The following is a 14,855-nucleotide window of genomic DNA, read 5'->3' on the forward strand; positions in this document are numbered from 1 at the left end:
GGCCACGGATTACCTGGCTTGCAGCCTGAAAGACGCCCATTTCGCTCCTGCAGGAGCGCCAGTTGCCGACCAGCCTCATAAGCCCAGCTCCTTGTCGATGATCGAGGAAGCGGCGGCACACTGATCGCCACCGGTGCGCTCCTGCTGCAGCCGGTTCGCCGCGGTGTAGTCGAGATCCGCACTGGCCTTGGCTTCGCTCACTGCCTGCTCGGCGGCGGCCTGGCGTTCGTTCGCGGCCAGGGCTAGGTCGCCCAAGGCCTTGCCCTGCTCCGTGGCCAGGCCGGCGAGGTTGTCCCGGGCAGATTTGCAAGTGGTCGCCTGCTCCTGCTCGGCGTCGAGCAGCGGGCGGAAGTGGCCGGTTGTGGCCCAGCTGCCGACGGCCATGCCGAGAAGGATCAGTAGGCCGGCGGCGGTCAGGCGCAGCGCCCAGGCACTCATGCCGCCCCCAGGAATAGATCGCGCTCCGCGGCGCGGCGACGCACCAGGCCTGGGAGTACCTTGCCACCGGCCTTGTTCCAGCGCGGGAACTGGTCGGCGGCCCCGGCATAGTCCCCAGCATTCAGCAGGCGCCGGAGTGTCGAAGACTCCAGGTTTGCCGCACCCAGGTTGTAGGTGAAGCAGACCAGGGCATCCCACTGATCCTGGTTCAGCTTTGCGGTGACCAGCCGCTGCACTTCGGGCTCGAAGCGCTGCACATCGTTCAGGAGCATCCGCTCGGCCTGGTCCTTTGTGATCGTCATGCCGGGCTTCACGCCCCGGGTCGCGCCGTAGCCGATCGTCCAGACGCCGACCGAGTCTTGGTACGCCTGCAGGCGCAGGCCCTCGAATGACTTGATCAAGTTCAAGCCGCGTTGCGATGTACGCATGGTTTTCTCCAAGCAAAAAAATACCGCCTCATGGGCGGCTGGTGGGCGCGGTGCGAATCAGGCCGGCGGCGCGGGCCAGTCGATGCTGTTCGGGTAGCCTGGCTGCTCGGGCAGACGGTTGAGCGCCACGCGGTAGCGCTTCCACTCTTTCAATAGCGCAGCTTCGGCCTCAGTGGCTTCGTCGAGATCAACAGCGTCCTGGAGCGGAGCAATCGAGCTGTCTGCCGCGGCGCGGCGCGATGCGGTGTCGGCGACTACGGCGGCAAGGTGGCGCGCAGCGTCTGCCTCGGCCTTCATCTCGGCGGTAATCATCTGAGACCAATCGATGACACCTGGTACCGAAGATGCATAAACCTGAGCCGTGGTGCCGGGCAGCAGGATCGGGCCGTCGGCCGGGTTGACGATGTCGCGCGGGAAGCGAGCAGATTCGGGGGCGTCGGCGGCATGCGGAAGGAGTATCGTCACCTGCACGCCCTCAGCAGTTTTTTCGATGTCACCGAAGATCCAGGGGCAGTCTGCAGCGCCGGCGGGCAGCGTTGCGCCGAGCGGCAGATTGGCGAAATCGAACTTCACGCCATTGACTGTCAGCGCGTCTCCCGCTCTGAGCACGCTCAATTGATCATCCCGGCGCTGAGGGCTGAACTTGATGCGCATTATTTCCACCTCCCTTGGGCCATGTAGCAAATATCGATTGTCGCTGCCGTCGATCGCGCGATCTGGCTTGCGATGTAGACGCCTGGCCAGCTTGACTGGTTTGAGAGCCCGGCAGGCACGGTGAAGCACTCGAACTCGCCGGTTGCAGTGATGCTGATTGTGGGTATCTCAGAGAACGGCGCCGGGTAGGCAACCGCCGCTTCGATAGCACTGAAGAACAATGCGCCGGAGGAGGCGTTCATCGTCTTCGGCACACGTCGCGTGCACCAGCACGTCAGCGATCCATCGAGGTACTTTGTGTAACTGCCGCTCGAATTCGAGCCGCGCTCGATAATCGCGCCGGCGGCGACTGTGCCGACAACATCAGCCACGGCGGCACTCTTCAGGCCGAGGCCTGCCCGGCCTGCTGCTGCCGTTGCTCCGCCTGTGCCGCCCATGGCAACCGGGACGATGTCCTGGCTTGCAACATCTCCAAGGCCGGCAAGCGTCGCGCCCCACTGATCGACGATCTGACGTAGCCGGTCTGCGGACTCTTTAACGTATCCCTGCATTGGGGCCAGCGCGTAGCTGCCCGCAGTAACTGTCGCCCCTTGATAGGCCGGCAGAATCGAAAGCACGAGATCACTGGCAATGTTCACAACCTCATACCAGCGGCCATCTGGCCCCAGGAACGCGTCGCCAACTCGGCTATTCGCGGAGAAGTTAGTATTAGTACCAGTTACGGTGGTTTGGCCAGAAGCAATTGCAACTGTGCCTGTTTTATACCAAGGCATAGAAGTTCCTTAGTTCAATGGAAAGGGAAGACCGGATGTCCTGATAACAAGTGCACGAGGAAGGAGCGCAGGCACAGCGCGCCAATAGTTTATCGGTGAGCTACCGACCGATGTTCTTGTTGTTGCCGCCGCAACAGTGAAGATAAATCGGACCCCGCCTACATAGCCGCCTGCACCCTCTTGGCATCCATACTCTAAGCCGCCGTATCCAGCAGCGGAGCCGTTGCATAAAGCAGACCTGGTGAATGTGATCGACGCCGCTAGCTCGCCACCAGTGACCGGCACGTCTACGCACGACTTCATCTGGTTGTACGTTGCGCCACCGTTATTTCCGATCATCTGGTTGTAGCCGCCGGCATATGCCGTGTATCTGACATCGTTGGCAAATATCGCGCCGGGCGGAGGAGCCTCTACAGAGGCAATGATGTTCAACGGCGCCTGGGCGGAGTTGAACGTGAGCTCCCATGGGTTCTCCTTGAAGCACTTCAACCCATTGATTGGCCCGTCATCAGACATCAAGTCGAAGACATACGCTTTCGTTGAAGTTGAAGCCCCAACGAAAAGCAGTGTCTTTTGCCCATCAACCAGCATCTCCCCGCACGGACTGCCGTCCCCAACAAGGAACGCTATGGGTGAAGACCACTTGCTTAGCGAGATTCCATATATGGGCTCCCGAGGAGCAGTGTCATCCGCCCAATTGGCACCGTTATTTGGGTCGAGGTTTGCACTGCGTAGATACTTTTGCGGCCAATTACCGACGAACTGTAAGTACCCGCTCTTTCTCAACCCATATGAAATCAGATCCGTATCAAACAGTAGCTGCTGGTCCTGCTGTCTATATGCAACAAACTTTCCAGGCATCAGTAGTACCCATAGTAGATGCGACAGTTAGCCGAAAAGTAGCCCCAGCCACTTGTGCTGTAGGAATACGCCCATGACATGGTGTTTCCCGAAATGCTTACGCCTGGCCGCTTGCCTTTCTCCCGATTCAAATCGACCAGCGGCACGACCATGTAGAACCGCTGCCGACCTGCCGGTACCGGCGGCAGCGTGGCGCTTCCGTTTGCCGCAGCGGTCACGATGCTTCCCTGCATCTGACTGATCAGGACCGTCATGTCGGTCACAACCTGGCCGCTCTCCGCGAAAGCAAGAAAACCGGTACTCATATACCGATCCCCATCTTCGTTGCCGGATTACCGCTGTTGTAGTAGGTGTTGACTTGGCCGTTGGTGATCAACGTCGAGCCGTTTGCGTCCTGCCCGCGGAACGCCACTTGTCCAGTCTTGAAGTTCATTTCCAGGAGCGGCCGATTGTTCGCGTCAACAGCCTCGGAAACAATCGACATGCCCGCGACAATCTGCTGAATGAACGCCGTGTTGATGACTGCCGAGTTAATGAACACTTGCCCGTTCTGAACCACGAATGGGCTCGTCAGAGCACCGTTTACTCCATTGACTACCGCGAAGCGATCCGCCTGGACCAGAAACTGGCTCTGCAGCCCACCGGGGCCGTTCTCGATACCGAGTCCGATGCTCGCGGCAACGTACTGCCCATAGTTGTTGAGCTGCATCTTCACAGCCCACATCGTGCTGGCCTTGCCTTCAAAATTGGCCTGGGCCTGACTGACGGTCTGCACCGCCGCGTTCGTCTGCCCAATCGAGACTTCCAGCGTCTCCGATCGCTTGGCCTGAACCTCATCTGCAGTTGCGCGCACGCGAGACTCATCGGCGATCTTCGCGGAATGCTCCCACGCCTTCATCGCCCCGGCCAAGTCGCCTTCGCCGTCTTCGTCGCGACTATCCTGGGGAGGGACGAATGTTGCTTGCATCAGCCCGATACGCTCAGCCAGAACCTGGTCACCGTCGGCCCTTGCCACCTCCTCGGTCGCCAGCCCTGCCTCGTTTTCTTCGACCGCGGCTTCAATATTGCTGAACCTTGTGGCCGCTGCCTGCTCGCCTGTTGCGACCACGCGCTCAAGCGCGCCGATTGATGCAGAGTTGTCACCCACTTCTGCATCAAGCGCAGTGATCCGCTCGACCATTGCGAAGTTCTCGCCGGCCCTGGTACGCACTTCCTGAGCAAATCGGGCCCGTGAATCCCAGCCATCCATCGCATCTGCAAGCTCCCCCTCCCCGCTCTCGGCGCGATATGCGGCCTGGACTGCCTGGATCATCGACGCCTGAGCCTCGATCCTGCCGTCGATCTCAACAATGTCGCTGGTGTTTTTCTGAACTGCGCTGGCAAGGCCATTTGCAACTTCGGCGATGCTGCCGATATCGACCCAGAATGCTGGGTTCGGCGGCCCATTGCCGCCATCCGACGCAGCGGGCACGTTCGCAATCGCCGTGTAAAGCCGGTGACCGCTGCGCACGCTATCGTCACGCAGATACGAATTCTCAGGCACGTATTCAAGCGGGTCGGTGATATCGCTGATTAGATCCTCAAGTTCCTCTTTCGCCTGATTGATCCTATCGTTCACCGAGCCCGGGGCGTCGCCGGAGATTTTCTCGATCTCCTTCAGCAGCTCCTGGCCGAGCTCGCTCTCGCCGATCTGGCCGGCGATCATCTCAAGAATCGGCGCAGCGTCAGAACTGGAGCGCCCCAGCACGCCGCTGCCCACTGGATACCAAGCCCCGATGTTGCCGGTTCGATCCACCAGGCGAGCCCAGAAGAAGAACGATACGCCGGCGGCCAGGCCAATCATTTTGAAGTCGCTCTGCGGATACGCCAGGTCGGTGAGCTTCGTCGCCGACTCCAGGCTGTTGCTCGGGCTGTACCAGATCTCGGTGCGCTGGGTGTCCTCGGCGCCAACGGGGAAGGTCCACTTCAGGCCGATGGCGAATAGCTCGCTGGTGGCGGTCAGGCTGGTGAGCGCCGGCGGCAGGCCCTCCTTGCCCTTGAGCTCGGTAAGCACGGATGACGTCCAGGTCGAGGTGATATCGAACGGACTCACCGCACGGACGCGGGCCAGGTAGGCGCCGGCGTAGAACCCCACAACATCGACGGACGTAGTGCCGGTGCGCTGCAGCCGCATCCAGTTGCCGCTGTCCTTGCGCCACTCAGCGTCGTAGGCGACAGCACCGTCCACCGCCGGCCAAGCAATGGTCATGGTACTCACGGCTATGCCCTGGTCCACGGCATAGTCGGAAGACAGGCTCACGCTCGCCGGTGGCGGTACCGTGGTCACCGGAATGACGCTGATCGGCCGCTCGTCCAGCTTCGCGCCAGTGTCGATAACAGCGAACTTGCTGGGGTTGAACTCCAGCGCAGTGAACTCGTACTCGCCTTCCGTGGTGCGGGTGCGCTTCAGAACCCGGAACAGCTGGACGGCCAGGTCCTCGTAGTCGATCGCCCACTGAAGCTGCGGCTCAGGCTGGAGCGCATAGGCGACAGTCACCGTCACGGCACGGCCCGCAACAGATTCTACGGTGCGACCCTGGGCCGTGCCGTTGGGAAGGTTCACAATCAGGCGGTCGCCGGGCTTGATCGGGGTGTCGCGGTCTAACGTCACGGTGCGCCCAGCAACAGCGGAGATTCGGCCGCCGTTCGGCCTGCCGGCGACGAGTTCGTCGGCAACCGGAATGACGTACCCAGGCAGCACGTTCGCGCCTTCCATCCCGGTCTTGAATGTGACGGTGCGGTCCTGGTTGTTGCTCAGCAGCGCCCACTTCCCGCGGCGCTGGGCCTCGCTGGCCCGGGTGCAGCCGATCGCGGATAGCTCGATTGGCCGATCCCGGTACCGGCGCTGCAGCGCCAGGTCGGTAACAGGAATGACGTCGGTGTCGTAGTTGTTCGCCGGGTTGTCGTAGCTGACCAGGGCACGACTGTAGTGCGTGCCGCGCTCGGCGCCGCCGTACACGAAGTCACCGTCGATGACGTTCGCGCGCGTGAAGACATAGTCGATGTCCTGCGCCCGGGGCATGTCAGCGTGCAAGAACAGTGCGCCCTGGGCCCAGTACACCATCCCGCGGTAGATTGCGGACAGGTCGCGCAACAGCGTCCAGGCCTCGGCCTTGCCCTGCAGGTTCAGATCGCAGAGGTAGCGAGGCTCCATGCCGCCGACGCCGTCGGGCACCAACTGGTCGCAATACTGGGCGATGCGGTACATCTCCCACTTGTCCACCATCCAAGACTGGATGCGCTTGCCCAGGCCGAAACGGTCTTCTACGCAGATCCCGTAGGTCGCCCATACCGGATTATTGGTCCAGGCCTGCTTGAACGTGCCGTCCCAGATCCCCGTGTAGGTCCGGGTCTCAGGATCGTAGTTGCTCGGCACCGGCCAGCGCCGTGCTTTGCAATCGACAGTGACGGACGGGATGTTCTGGAACTGCTGGGCATCGAACTCGATGTAGAGCAGCGCCGTGTTCGGATAGCGCAGCTTCTGGTCGATGATCTCGGTGTAGCCGGCGATCATCATCGTGTCTGCGACGCGGTCGCTGCCGCTGTTCGGCGTGAGGCGGCGAACGCGAAGCAGCCAGCCCGAGGTCGCCGCCGGCAGGTCAACACGCACAGAGCGCTGGTAACCGTTGGTGGTCTTGCCGGCCACAGCGCCAGGCTGGGCCTCAACATAGGGACCGCCGTCGGTGGCCACGTCAATCGCGTAGTCGATACGGTAACCGTTGGTGTTGCCGGCATTGTCTTGGCTGGCAAGACGCGGCCAAGAGAATCGCAGGCGCACGGCGGAGAGCTGGGTGTTGCTCAGCGAGCGCACGAACGGGTTGTCGCTGCGCAGTTCGACGTTGGTGGTCGTCTCGCTTTCGATCGCAGGGATACCCTGGATGTAGTCCTGCTCCACGGATCCGCGACGCCACTCCCACTTCACCCCGGGGAAATTGACGTTGCCGCTGGCATCCATGATCGGGGTGTTGTCCAGGTAGATATCCCGGTCCGTCGGCGTGCCCTCGAACTCACCCTCACCCACCGCAATCAGGATCTTGGCGATGTTGGTGGACCGCAGGCTGTCGGGTGCCTCTACCGGGGTTTTCGGCTTGCTTTCGCCGCCTTTGGCGCCGGTAATATCGGGGGAAAGTGCTGCGCCCATGTTTCCTCCAGGCAATAAAAAACCGCCCGGAGGCGGCTGGTTCGTAGCGTTCGAGTCAGGTTTTGTCTTCGGCGTAGATGGAGGCCGAAATGATCGCCCCGCCCCACCGGCGCTTGCCGATACAGATCGGGACTGGGTTGCCGCTGGCGGTGGTGTTCTTGGCGCTGCCGAAGGCGTAGCTCGGCAGGTTCTCCGGTGCGGCACTCTGGGACAGTCCCTTCGCCTGGGGGCTGAGCATTTGAATTACGCCGCCGGCGGTTAATGCGATACCTGGCCCCAGAGTTGCACCGTTCGTGAAGGGGCTCAGCACGATCAACACAACCCCGATAATTGTTTGCAGTAATCCGGCCCGCTTGCTGCCATGTACCACAGGCACAAATCGCAGTTCAGTCGCACCGCTGCGGTCAATCTCGTCCTCGCCTATGTTCCTGCCATTTTTGAACACGGCAAATCTCAACCCCCGCTCTTCAGCCCTGGCAAGCTCTCTGGCGAATCCTGGATGATTAACATCCATAGCCTTGACTGCCTCGCGGACAGTGCCCCTGTCGAGGAAGAATTTATGGTCCTTTCCAAACAAGCGCCTGAGAAAACCACAAAGAACGATCTCCGTTGGGGCTGGCATGACTCCAAGCATTGCTGACATTTGCGGATCTCCAGAAACAAAAAACCGCCCGAAGGCGGCATGGATTTATTCAAAGTGATGTGGGTCGTAGGTCGAGACCACTATTGGTGTCGCCGGATATCCTGAACCTCTGCGACTCTCCTTGCTTCAAGTCCGCAGACGACTCCTTGATGGACTGGCCAATCTCCAGCCCGCAAAGCCCATTACCCATGGGATCGCCTGACAGACCCAGAATGTGCCGCCCCTCGGAAACTCGGAAGGTCACTGTCTCACCCGTCGCAATACGGGCGGCGAGTTTTCCATCTATCAAAACGCCGACATAGCAACCACCGCCTGCGATCCATCCCGTGTCCCGGGTCACAGTGATGGAGGAGCCAGCGTGGGCAGGCGATTCATAAATGATACGCTCGAGCGGTGCGGCCTTGGCCTTATCCGAAGAGACAGGTGATGTTGTGCACCCCGCCAGCAAAGCCAGCCCCATTACAGCAAACAAAATTCGCATAACAGCTCCAGATAACAGGCTTATTGCAGCCATCCGTAGACCCACTTGTGATTCGAAGGCTCTGGCTTACTGAGCACGTTTTCCCACGATTGGGTGTAGGAGCGATAGCTAGACACCTGGGCTATTTTCCAGCCGCTATTGATGTCTTTGCGCTCAAGCACGTACCGCATGGGTTCACCAGCGTCCTTGGCCTTTTTGTCTTCAGGGCCGAGAGCCACGCCTTGATCTGGAAGCGTAGTATTCCTGATCTGCGCCGTCACTACTGCACGCGTGTCTGACTGAACCTCAACTCTAGTGATTTGTCGATCAAACGTAATAGGAGACTCGGCGCAGGGGCGCTGGTTGTAAATTGCGTCGGTAGAGAGCTCGGACAGCTTCTCAAGATAAGGGCTTGCCGTGCTCTGATTACGCTTGCAGATCGCAGCCATGAGCTGCGCACCGCTATCCTTGAGATGCCACCAAGATTTGACAGCTGCGTCAGGAGAATTATCGGGGTATTCACTCTCCTGAATAGACTTGAGCGCTTGATCAACACCCTGATCTACCGATTTACCTTCAAAACAACCGCCTAAGAAAACTGGGTATACGGATTTAATGGTTGATGGGGCACCTTTACCCCACCAACCTGATACCATTATCAGATGGTTGATAGATCGACTCCGTAGTTGAGTTCCTCTGCGAAGTCCGGCAGTCCGTAACCGATGGTTTTCTTGTAGAAAGGAGAGACCTTCGCAGTCGGTGCCTTCTTCTTGTGCTTCGTGGTGTAGAGCATTCGTGCCCGCATCACCTCGAAGGAGTAACCGCGCCCTTCACGGTTCTTGTCCTTGGCCAGTCGGTTGATGGACTCCGTGTAAGCGTTGGTGACGGGCATGTCCGTCTCGAAGTAGGTCATGGTCTCTTCGCGCCAGTTTCCCACTGCCCTGACCAGATCGCTCCAGACTTCCTTTTGGCCCTTCGGGATGGTGGCTATCCACTCGTCCAGGGCGGCTTCTGCCTGGAGCCGTGTGGTGGCGTCCCAGATGCCGTAGAAGCGCTCCTTGTGCTCGTAGGCGGCCAGCAGTTGCGGGAACGCGCCTGTCCAGGTCTCCATGATGAGGCGCTCCCGGTCTGAGACTTCGTGAGCGCGTTTCAGCAGGATTTTCCGGTCTCCCTTGAGAGTCCGGCTCTGGGACGGTTTCAGCTCCTTTCTGAGGCCCTTGCGCACTCTCTCTAGGGCATCGTTGGCCATGCGCACCACATGGAACTTATCGACCACGATACGGGCCTGGGGCAGCACAGCCTTGACCGCTGCCCGGTAGGGGTTCCACATGTCCATGCTGACGATCTCGACCTTCTGCCGGTCTTTCAGCTTCATCAGGTAGTTGGTCACCACGTCCTGGCGGCGGGTGGCCAGCAGGTCGAGCAGGGTTCGCTCCTCAATGTTGGTCAGAATGCAGCGGTAGCGCTTGTTCAGGTATAGCTCGTCAATGCCCAGGATGCGGGGCGTCTCGAAGCGGTGCCAGCGCCCCAGGAACTCGGCGCGGGCGTTGAAGATGTCGCGCACCGTCTTCTCGTCCAGGCCGGTCTGTGCCGCCACAAAGGTGTAGGGGTGGTTGAAGGATTCCTTCTCCACGTACTCATGCAGCCGCAGTGTCATACGGAATCCGTCCACCATCTCCGGTAGCTGGGGCCTGAATGTTGTCTTGCAGGCCCGGCAGGTGTATCGGCGGCGGACCACCCAGAGAGTGACCCGCTTGCCGTGGATGGGCAGATCACGATAGGGAACGTCACGCTTGCCGAACCGCACGAACTCACCCTGCACGCCGCACCCCTCGCAGGCTACTGGTGTAGGTGCTTCAAGCCGAAAATGTATGTCTTCATTCTGCTCATCAGAATCCACCAACTGGTACCCAGGAAGGCTTAACGAATTAATCATCTCCCGCCTTGATCAGAAAAACAGGTAGGTGGCGTAACCGGCAATCATCGCCATAGCAAAAATGACTGCTAAAAACGCCGCTAAAAGCTTCAGCGTGAACAAAGAGCGCAACAGAATGAGCTCAGTCAGGCTGGCTCCGGCACTGCCGATGATCAACGCTAGCACCGTCCCGGCACCCACGCCTTTGGCCATCAGAGCCGCTGCCAGAGGTATGACGGCTTCAGCGCGAATATACAACGGCACGCCGATGACAGCGGCAACTGGAATGGCAAAGGGATTATCTGGGCCTGCATACTGCTCCAATAAGTCAGTGGGCATGAAACCATAGATCACGCTGCCAATCGCAATACCGATGAGCAGGTAAGGCAACACATCGATAAAGTCCGACCAAGCTTCCCGCCACACACCACTGTACTTCCCTTCTTTCTTAACCGTGACAGTGGGTTGACTGTCACAGCATTCGCTAGACGTAGAGACTGTTGTCTTCCTATCAGCCCCGCAAGAAGCCGTCTTCGGAGTGGTGTCGCAGCTGTTGGTGCCGCAACTCGATGCGGTCGATGTAGCACTGCACGGGCTTGCTGATGAACTACATCCACTGCTCTCTTGTGTCGCCGTCCGGCGCACATAACGCTCGAAGCCAAGCGTGTGAAGCAGCCATCCGGCACCTACCGCGACCACCAAAGCGGCGAGCACATAGATAGCAGTAAGTGTCCATCCAAACGTGGCAACCAGCAGGCCGACGACGATAGGATTCAGCAACGGAGATGAGAAAAGAAACACCATCATCGGCCCAAAACCGGCCCGTGCCCGAATCAACCCTTTCAACATGGGGATAGTCGAGCAACTACAGAAGGGCGTTATAGCTCCTAAACCAGCAGCAAGAAAATAGCCTCGCTTCCCACTGGAAGTCAGTAACGCTTCCACCTTGGATGGTGGGATGTGACGTTGAAGAACTCCGACCAGCAAGCTAATGCCAATGAATAAAACCGATAGCTCGATAGCGAGAAAGGCGAACATGCCTAGAGCGTCTTGGAGTTGAGATGACATTCAATATTACTCCTATATTTCTAGTATTGTCGAAATGATGTACGCAGCCTACTTGCGTTTATCCGACCTGTCAACTATAATTCTAGAAACATCGAATTATTGGGGCGTGCTATGGATCACGAAAAGGTTGCAGCCAGCTTAGCTGAGCTAGGGAATAGTCACCGACTGTCCGTGTTCCGCTTTCTGGTCAAAGCTGGCCATGATGGGGCTTCGGTCGGAGATATCCAGAAGGGGCTGGGTATTCCTGCTTCGACGCTATCACATCACCTTGCGCGCATGGCCAAGGTAGGGCTGATCCGGCAGGAGAAACATAGCCGCACGATTGTCTGTATACCCGAGTATGGGCACCTAGAGAATTTGATCGGTTTCTTACAAGAGGAATGTTGTGCAGGTGTCCGGATTGCGCATGAACCAGAACCGCTTTGACGCTTGCCCAGCTCTCGCTGTCCTCCCTAGTCAGCATCGCTATGAAGACTCAGGCGAAGGTGGAAACAGAAAATTGGCAGTAGAGTAGGCTGAAGAGGATCAATCAGATAATCCGCTGAGAAAGATTTTCTTCTTTACATCTTTGGCATTTTATCAACCAGAAATTCCGGATACCCAGAAAACTGCCGCAGCGGTGGCTAGCGCTACATTCTTCATTGCCGCCCTCCTTGAATGAGGAGGCAATCTACCACCATCAGCAGGAAGCGCCAAAACCCCGCGATGGCGGGGCTTGGCTTTTGGATTGCTGCTACCGAGTCAGACCGTGCGCGACCACTTCTGGCATTTCAGCCTGCAGCTTTTCGGCCAAGCGCTTCAACGGCTTGGCCACCGATTCCTTCCAGAGAATCTGCTGAATCGGCTTGCCGTCGCTGTGCTTCTTGGCGGTGTCGGCGATTACGGCGAACTCCTTACCTTCGGGTGTCACCTCCCAGCGTTTCTTGCCAGGTTTATAGGTGACGTGATGCTGGAGCCCGCACCGTGCGAGCAGCTTGTTCATGCTGACCGCGCTCATGCCGAACTTCGAGCCAAGCTCGGTCGGCGTATAATTCAGCTCTTGCGCTTCGTTAACCAGGCGCTGCACACCGGCCATTTCCATCAAGTCGATGCCGATAGCCGAGCGAACCATGCTGTTGGCGCTCAAGATCGCTTGATTCCCTTCCAGACCAAGGCTTTCGGCGATTCGCTTGGCAGCATCGAAGTTGTCAGCCGCCACGGGCAAACGCCGTTCCTGCGGGATAACTGCGTCGTTTGCAGCCGCCGAGTCGAAGGTGCGAATTACGTGCAGGCTGAATGTCGGGCTTACCCACATGGCGTAGGCGTAGACCAGTTCCTTGCATGCATAGGTTCCCGGCGAGCTGCCACCACGTACAACCCTCAAAGCGGGAATTCCCGCTTTGGCGATTTCGTCCGCTAGCTCCTGGGCCTGGCCAACCCGCATCCATTCGCTTGGCTTGTGCCGGGGTTCGCCCCCTGCCGCCCTATGAAAGTCATTGAGGCTGAACCGGCCATCGTGGTCTTGGTGAATTTCGATACCTGCGATCATCAGCGCACTCATGCCGCAGCCATCCCTTTCGGCGCATCCACGGCATACCGCTGAGGCTCTTCCATCACCCGGCCTAGGCCTTTCACAAACGAGGTGATTTCCCGCAACTTGTTGCGGTAGGTGCGAAGCTCCCACCAGGCGCCGCGAATGTCGAAGCCGGCCTTTTCGAGATCCCAGAGCAGGCTTTCCAAAGGCGTGTTGACATCCCGCGTATCGCGGATGTCGTCGAGCGTTACGTCGAGCCATGCCTGCTTGTCGTTACGGATGGTCAGCATGCCATCACGCAGCGCAGCTAAGGCCTCAATCGAGTAATGAATGTTCAGCGGGAGCTGAAGCTGCGGCGGCTCCTTGGCGATGAACTCGCCCTCAATTACGTTGTAGGCCGCGATGAAGTTGCAGGCGGCTTCGAATTGGCCGGCCGGAATCAACTCGGTGCGCGGCACGTTGAAGCGGGTGTGCAGACGGTTGTGCATGGTCAGGGCGAAGCTTTGACGCTTGTCTGCCGCTATCGCCTTACCCTTGTCCCTGATAAGGCCCTTGATCACGCTCAGCTCGCTCATCCCGATCAGCTCATCAATGAGTGTCGGCATCTTGGCCTGCTGGTCTTCATAGCGGCCTGTCCTGCGGATGGATGGGAGCACTTCCGAGGTGATCCACTTCTTGAAGCGTCTAGCTTCTTCCTTGCGGCTTTTAAAGATCAGCGCGTAGAGACCAGATTCATTGACCACCTGCATTTCCTGGTCTCCGCCAGGGGTGCTCACAATGTGAGCCCCCTTTTCATCCTCATCCAGCATGCGGGTGAAGTTGCGAGAGCGGCCTGCCAGCTCAAGTGCATCGCACACATCACTCGCGACAAACCAAGGCTCGCCGCCGATCAGCAGCGTACGCACCTGCTGCTTGCCGAAATTGAACGGGATTACGTTTGTGCTATCATTCGCCATGACGATTTCTTCTCCGAAGTTGATCTCGTTACCCAAAGCCTCAGCGCCTGCCAGCACTGGGGCTTTTTCATGCCCGCTGTTTTTGCCCATCCTGCATCTCCTGCTCCAAGGACTTCCTCAGACGAAAAACGATTTCGCCGCTCAGGCTCCGGCCGTTCTCCTCCGCACGCTGCTCCAGCTTTTTCCGCAGAGTGCAAAGCATCCGTACCGCCGTAGTGATTTTCTCGCTTCCCATTACCGTGCTTCCTTTGCTTCATTTCTACAGAATATTCTTGCTTCCTTTGCTTCATTTGTCAAACACACGTGTGTCATTTGTTGCTTTGTACGTTTCTAGGCACGTACGCTGTGCGGATGCAACGCACCTTTTGAGCCACAAATGACCGATCTCTTCGCTGACAAACTCATCCGACTTCGTACGCAGAAAGGCCTCACTCAGAGGGATCTTGCAGCGATGGCAGGTCTTTCTTGGTCCCAGATATCGAAATACGAGTCTGGAAAGTCCAAACCGAGAAAAAAGGCGCTGTGGGCACTCGAGGAGGCTCTAGACTGCCCTGGCGAGTTAGCCGCCTTCGCGGAGGGAACCAAAATCGCTGTTGAGGTGCCTGCCGGACTATATGAGCGGCTGGAGCAAGCTGCTGCTGAAGCGCAGTTGTCCATTGATGAATACAAGCATTTCTTTCTCGCTCGACTGATCGCTTGGTCACACGACGAGATTCTTGGCATCCGCCCCCCTACCCTTTTTTCCAAGGAGGAGATTGAGCAGATGCAAAGCCGGATGGATCCAGATGAGGCTGACAGTCGAAGGGAAAAGCGCCTCAAGCAAATCAAAGATGGCTCGGACGATGAGAGCATGATCCTCGCCGAGCTTGAGGAGCGAAAAATTTTCGACGGCCGCTCAACGAAAAATAAGTAACCCCAAGCGCGGCTCGGCGGCGCTCCAAAATCTCATTCATTTCCAAGGACGAT

Annotated in this window: 17 protein-coding genes; 2 read left to right on the top strand and 15 right to left on the bottom strand. The window is 58.5% G+C overall.

Annotated features, from left to right (window positions below; genetic code table 11):
* Positions 1-75: 75 nt before the first annotated feature.
* The 12 genes from CSV86_RS14380 to CSV86_RS14435 form a co-directional block, all read right to left on the bottom strand.
* Positions 76-438 carry a hypothetical protein gene (locus tag CSV86_RS14380; RefSeq protein ID WP_009396129.1) on the bottom strand — a complete coding sequence of 121 codons (363 nt, stop codon included), beginning with the start codon at positions 436-438 and terminating at the stop codon, positions 76-78.
* On the bottom strand, positions 435-866 hold the full coding sequence (locus CSV86_RS14385) for a lysozyme (RefSeq protein WP_075804085.1): 432 nt from the start codon (positions 864-866) through the stop codon (positions 435-437). Before CSV86_RS14385 ends, CSV86_RS14380 begins: the two co-directional genes overlap by 4 nt.
* A gap of 57 nt (positions 867-923) precedes the next feature.
* On the bottom strand, positions 924-1,520 hold the full coding sequence (locus CSV86_RS32760; protein ID WP_283811592.1) for a tail fiber assembly protein: 597 nt from the start codon (positions 1,518-1,520) through the stop codon (positions 924-926).
* Positions 1,520-2,158, bottom strand: a complete 639-nt coding sequence (locus CSV86_RS14395; RefSeq protein ID WP_311985834.1) for a phage tail protein — start codon at positions 2,156-2,158, stop codon at positions 1,520-1,522. The genes CSV86_RS32760 and CSV86_RS14395 overlap by 1 nt, the downstream gene beginning before the upstream one ends.
* Positions 2,159-2,302: 144 nt before the next feature.
* On the bottom strand, positions 2,303-3,154 hold the full coding sequence (locus CSV86_RS14400) for a hypothetical protein (protein WP_009394020.1): 852 nt from the start codon (positions 3,152-3,154) through the stop codon (positions 2,303-2,305).
* Positions 3,154-3,459, bottom strand: coding sequence for a hypothetical protein (locus CSV86_RS14405; protein ID WP_009394022.1), 306 nt, complete (start codon positions 3,457-3,459; stop codon positions 3,154-3,156). The genes CSV86_RS14400 and CSV86_RS14405 overlap by 1 nt, the downstream gene beginning before the upstream one ends.
* Complete coding sequence (locus CSV86_RS14410) at positions 3,456-7,334, bottom strand: TipJ family phage tail tip protein (RefSeq protein ID WP_009394024.1); 3,879 nt, start codon at positions 7,332-7,334, stop codon at positions 3,456-3,458. The genes CSV86_RS14405 and CSV86_RS14410 overlap by 4 nt, the downstream gene beginning before the upstream one ends.
* Positions 7,335-7,389: 55 nt before the next feature.
* Positions 7,390-7,977, bottom strand: a complete 588-nt coding sequence (locus CSV86_RS14415) for a tail assembly protein (RefSeq protein ID WP_009394026.1) — start codon at positions 7,975-7,977, stop codon at positions 7,390-7,392.
* A gap of 49 nt (positions 7,978-8,026) precedes the next feature.
* On the bottom strand, positions 8,027-8,458 hold the full coding sequence (locus tag CSV86_RS14420) for a hypothetical protein (protein WP_009394028.1): 432 nt from the start codon (positions 8,456-8,458) through the stop codon (positions 8,027-8,029).
* A 20-nt stretch (positions 8,459-8,478) separates the two neighbouring features.
* Positions 8,479-9,093 (bottom strand): hypothetical protein, encoded by a 615-nt coding sequence (locus CSV86_RS14425; protein WP_170394813.1) that lies wholly within the window; start codon positions 9,091-9,093, stop codon positions 8,479-8,481.
* A gap of 2 nt (positions 9,094-9,095) precedes the next feature.
* Positions 9,096-10,373, bottom strand: coding sequence for an ISL3 family transposase (locus CSV86_RS14430; protein ID WP_000610830.1), 1,278 nt, complete (start codon positions 10,371-10,373; stop codon positions 9,096-9,098).
* 12 nt (positions 10,374-10,385) lie between these two features.
* Positions 10,386-11,390 carry a permease gene (locus tag CSV86_RS14435; protein ID WP_040363373.1) on the bottom strand — a complete coding sequence of 335 codons (1,005 nt, stop codon included), beginning with the start codon at positions 11,388-11,390 and terminating at the stop codon, positions 10,386-10,388.
* A 141-nt stretch (positions 11,391-11,531) separates the two neighbouring features.
* Between CSV86_RS14435 and CSV86_RS14440 the strand changes: the two genes are divergently transcribed.
* Positions 11,532-11,846 carry an ArsR/SmtB family transcription factor gene (locus tag CSV86_RS14440; protein ID WP_000349485.1) on the top strand — a complete coding sequence of 105 codons (315 nt, stop codon included), beginning with the start codon at positions 11,532-11,534 and terminating at the stop codon, positions 11,844-11,846.
* Positions 11,847-12,153: 307 nt separating this feature from the next.
* Here CSV86_RS14440 and CSV86_RS14445 read toward each other — a convergent pair whose 3' ends face one another.
* The 3 genes from CSV86_RS14445 to CSV86_RS14455 are packed head-to-tail and all read right to left on the bottom strand — an operon-like array spanning position 12,154 to position 14,124.
* Positions 12,154-12,960 carry a KilA-N domain-containing protein gene (locus CSV86_RS14445; protein ID WP_009394031.1) on the bottom strand — a complete coding sequence of 269 codons (807 nt, stop codon included), beginning with the start codon at positions 12,958-12,960 and terminating at the stop codon, positions 12,154-12,156.
* The gene (locus tag CSV86_RS14450; protein WP_009394033.1) at positions 12,957-13,979 is read right to left on the bottom strand and encodes a BRO-N domain-containing protein; all 1,023 of its coding nucleotides are present in this window, start codon (positions 13,977-13,979) and stop codon (positions 12,957-12,959) included. The genes CSV86_RS14445 and CSV86_RS14450 overlap by 4 nt, the downstream gene beginning before the upstream one ends.
* Complete coding sequence (locus tag CSV86_RS14455) at positions 13,957-14,124, bottom strand: Arc family DNA-binding protein (protein ID WP_009394035.1); 168 nt, start codon at positions 14,122-14,124, stop codon at positions 13,957-13,959. Before CSV86_RS14455 ends, CSV86_RS14450 begins: the two co-directional genes overlap by 23 nt.
* Positions 14,125-14,265: 141 nt before the next feature.
* Here CSV86_RS14455 and CSV86_RS14460 point away from each other — a divergent pair, with 141 nt between their 5' ends.
* Positions 14,266-14,802: a helix-turn-helix domain-containing protein gene (locus CSV86_RS14460; protein ID WP_009394038.1), complete on the top strand. Its 537-nt coding sequence runs from the start codon at positions 14,266-14,268 to the stop codon at positions 14,800-14,802.
* Positions 14,803-14,855 lie beyond the last annotated feature (53 nt).

The organism is Pseudomonas bharatica CSV86 (assembly GCF_000319305.2).
GTDB classification, from domain to species: domain Bacteria; phylum Pseudomonadota; class Gammaproteobacteria; order Pseudomonadales; family Pseudomonadaceae; genus Aquipseudomonas; species Aquipseudomonas bharatica.

What these genes read in the sequence shown, in the direction of transcription:
- CSV86_RS14380 (WP_009396129.1), bottom strand. Translation starts at nt 438, where the DNA reads ATGAGTGCCTGGGCGCTGCGCCTGACCGCCGCCGGCCTACTGATCCTT.
- CSV86_RS14385 (WP_075804085.1), bottom strand. Translation starts at nt 866, where the DNA reads ATGCGTACATCGCAACGCGGCTTGAACTTGATCAAGTCATTCGAGGGC.
- CSV86_RS32760 (WP_283811592.1), bottom strand. Translation starts at nt 1,520, where the DNA reads ATGCGCATCAAGTTCAGCCCTCAGCGCCGGGATGATCAATTGAGCGTG.
- CSV86_RS14400 (WP_009394020.1), bottom strand. Translation starts at nt 3,154, where the DNA reads ATGCCTGGAAAGTTTGTTGCATATAGACAGCAGGACCAGCAGCTACTG.
- CSV86_RS14405 (WP_009394022.1), bottom strand. Translation starts at nt 3,459, where the DNA reads ATGAGTACCGGTTTTCTTGCTTTCGCGGAGAGCGGCCAGGTTGTGACC.
- CSV86_RS14410 (WP_009394024.1), bottom strand. Translation starts at nt 7,334, where the DNA reads ATGGGCGCAGCACTTTCCCCCGATATTACCGGCGCCAAAGGCGGCGAA.
- CSV86_RS14415 (WP_009394026.1), bottom strand. Translation starts at nt 7,977, where the DNA reads ATGTCAGCAATGCTTGGAGTCATGCCAGCCCCAACGGAGATCGTTCTT.
- CSV86_RS14420 (WP_009394028.1), bottom strand. Translation starts at nt 8,458, where the DNA reads ATGCGAATTTTGTTTGCTGTAATGGGGCTGGCTTTGCTGGCGGGGTGC.
- CSV86_RS14425 (WP_170394813.1), bottom strand. Translation starts at nt 9,093, where the DNA reads ATGGTATCAGGTTGGTGGGGTAAAGGTGCCCCATCAACCATTAAATCC.
- CSV86_RS14430 (WP_000610830.1), bottom strand. Translation starts at nt 10,373, where the DNA reads ATGATTAATTCGTTAAGCCTTCCTGGGTACCAGTTGGTGGATTCTGAT.
- CSV86_RS14435 (WP_040363373.1), bottom strand. Translation starts at nt 11,390, where the DNA reads ATGTTCGCCTTTCTCGCTATCGAGCTATCGGTTTTATTCATTGGCATT.
- CSV86_RS14440 (WP_000349485.1), top strand. Translation starts at nt 11,532, where the DNA reads ATGGATCACGAAAAGGTTGCAGCCAGCTTAGCTGAGCTAGGGAATAGT.
- CSV86_RS14445 (WP_009394031.1), bottom strand. Translation starts at nt 12,960, where the DNA reads ATGAGTGCGCTGATGATCGCAGGTATCGAAATTCACCAAGACCACGAT.
- CSV86_RS14450 (WP_009394033.1), bottom strand. Translation starts at nt 13,979, where the DNA reads ATGGGCAAAAACAGCGGGCATGAAAAAGCCCCAGTGCTGGCAGGCGCT.
- CSV86_RS14455 (WP_009394035.1), bottom strand. Translation starts at nt 14,124, where the DNA reads ATGGGAAGCGAGAAAATCACTACGGCGGTACGGATGCTTTGCACTCTG.
- CSV86_RS14460 (WP_009394038.1), top strand. Translation starts at nt 14,266, where the DNA reads ATGACCGATCTCTTCGCTGACAAACTCATCCGACTTCGTACGCAGAAA.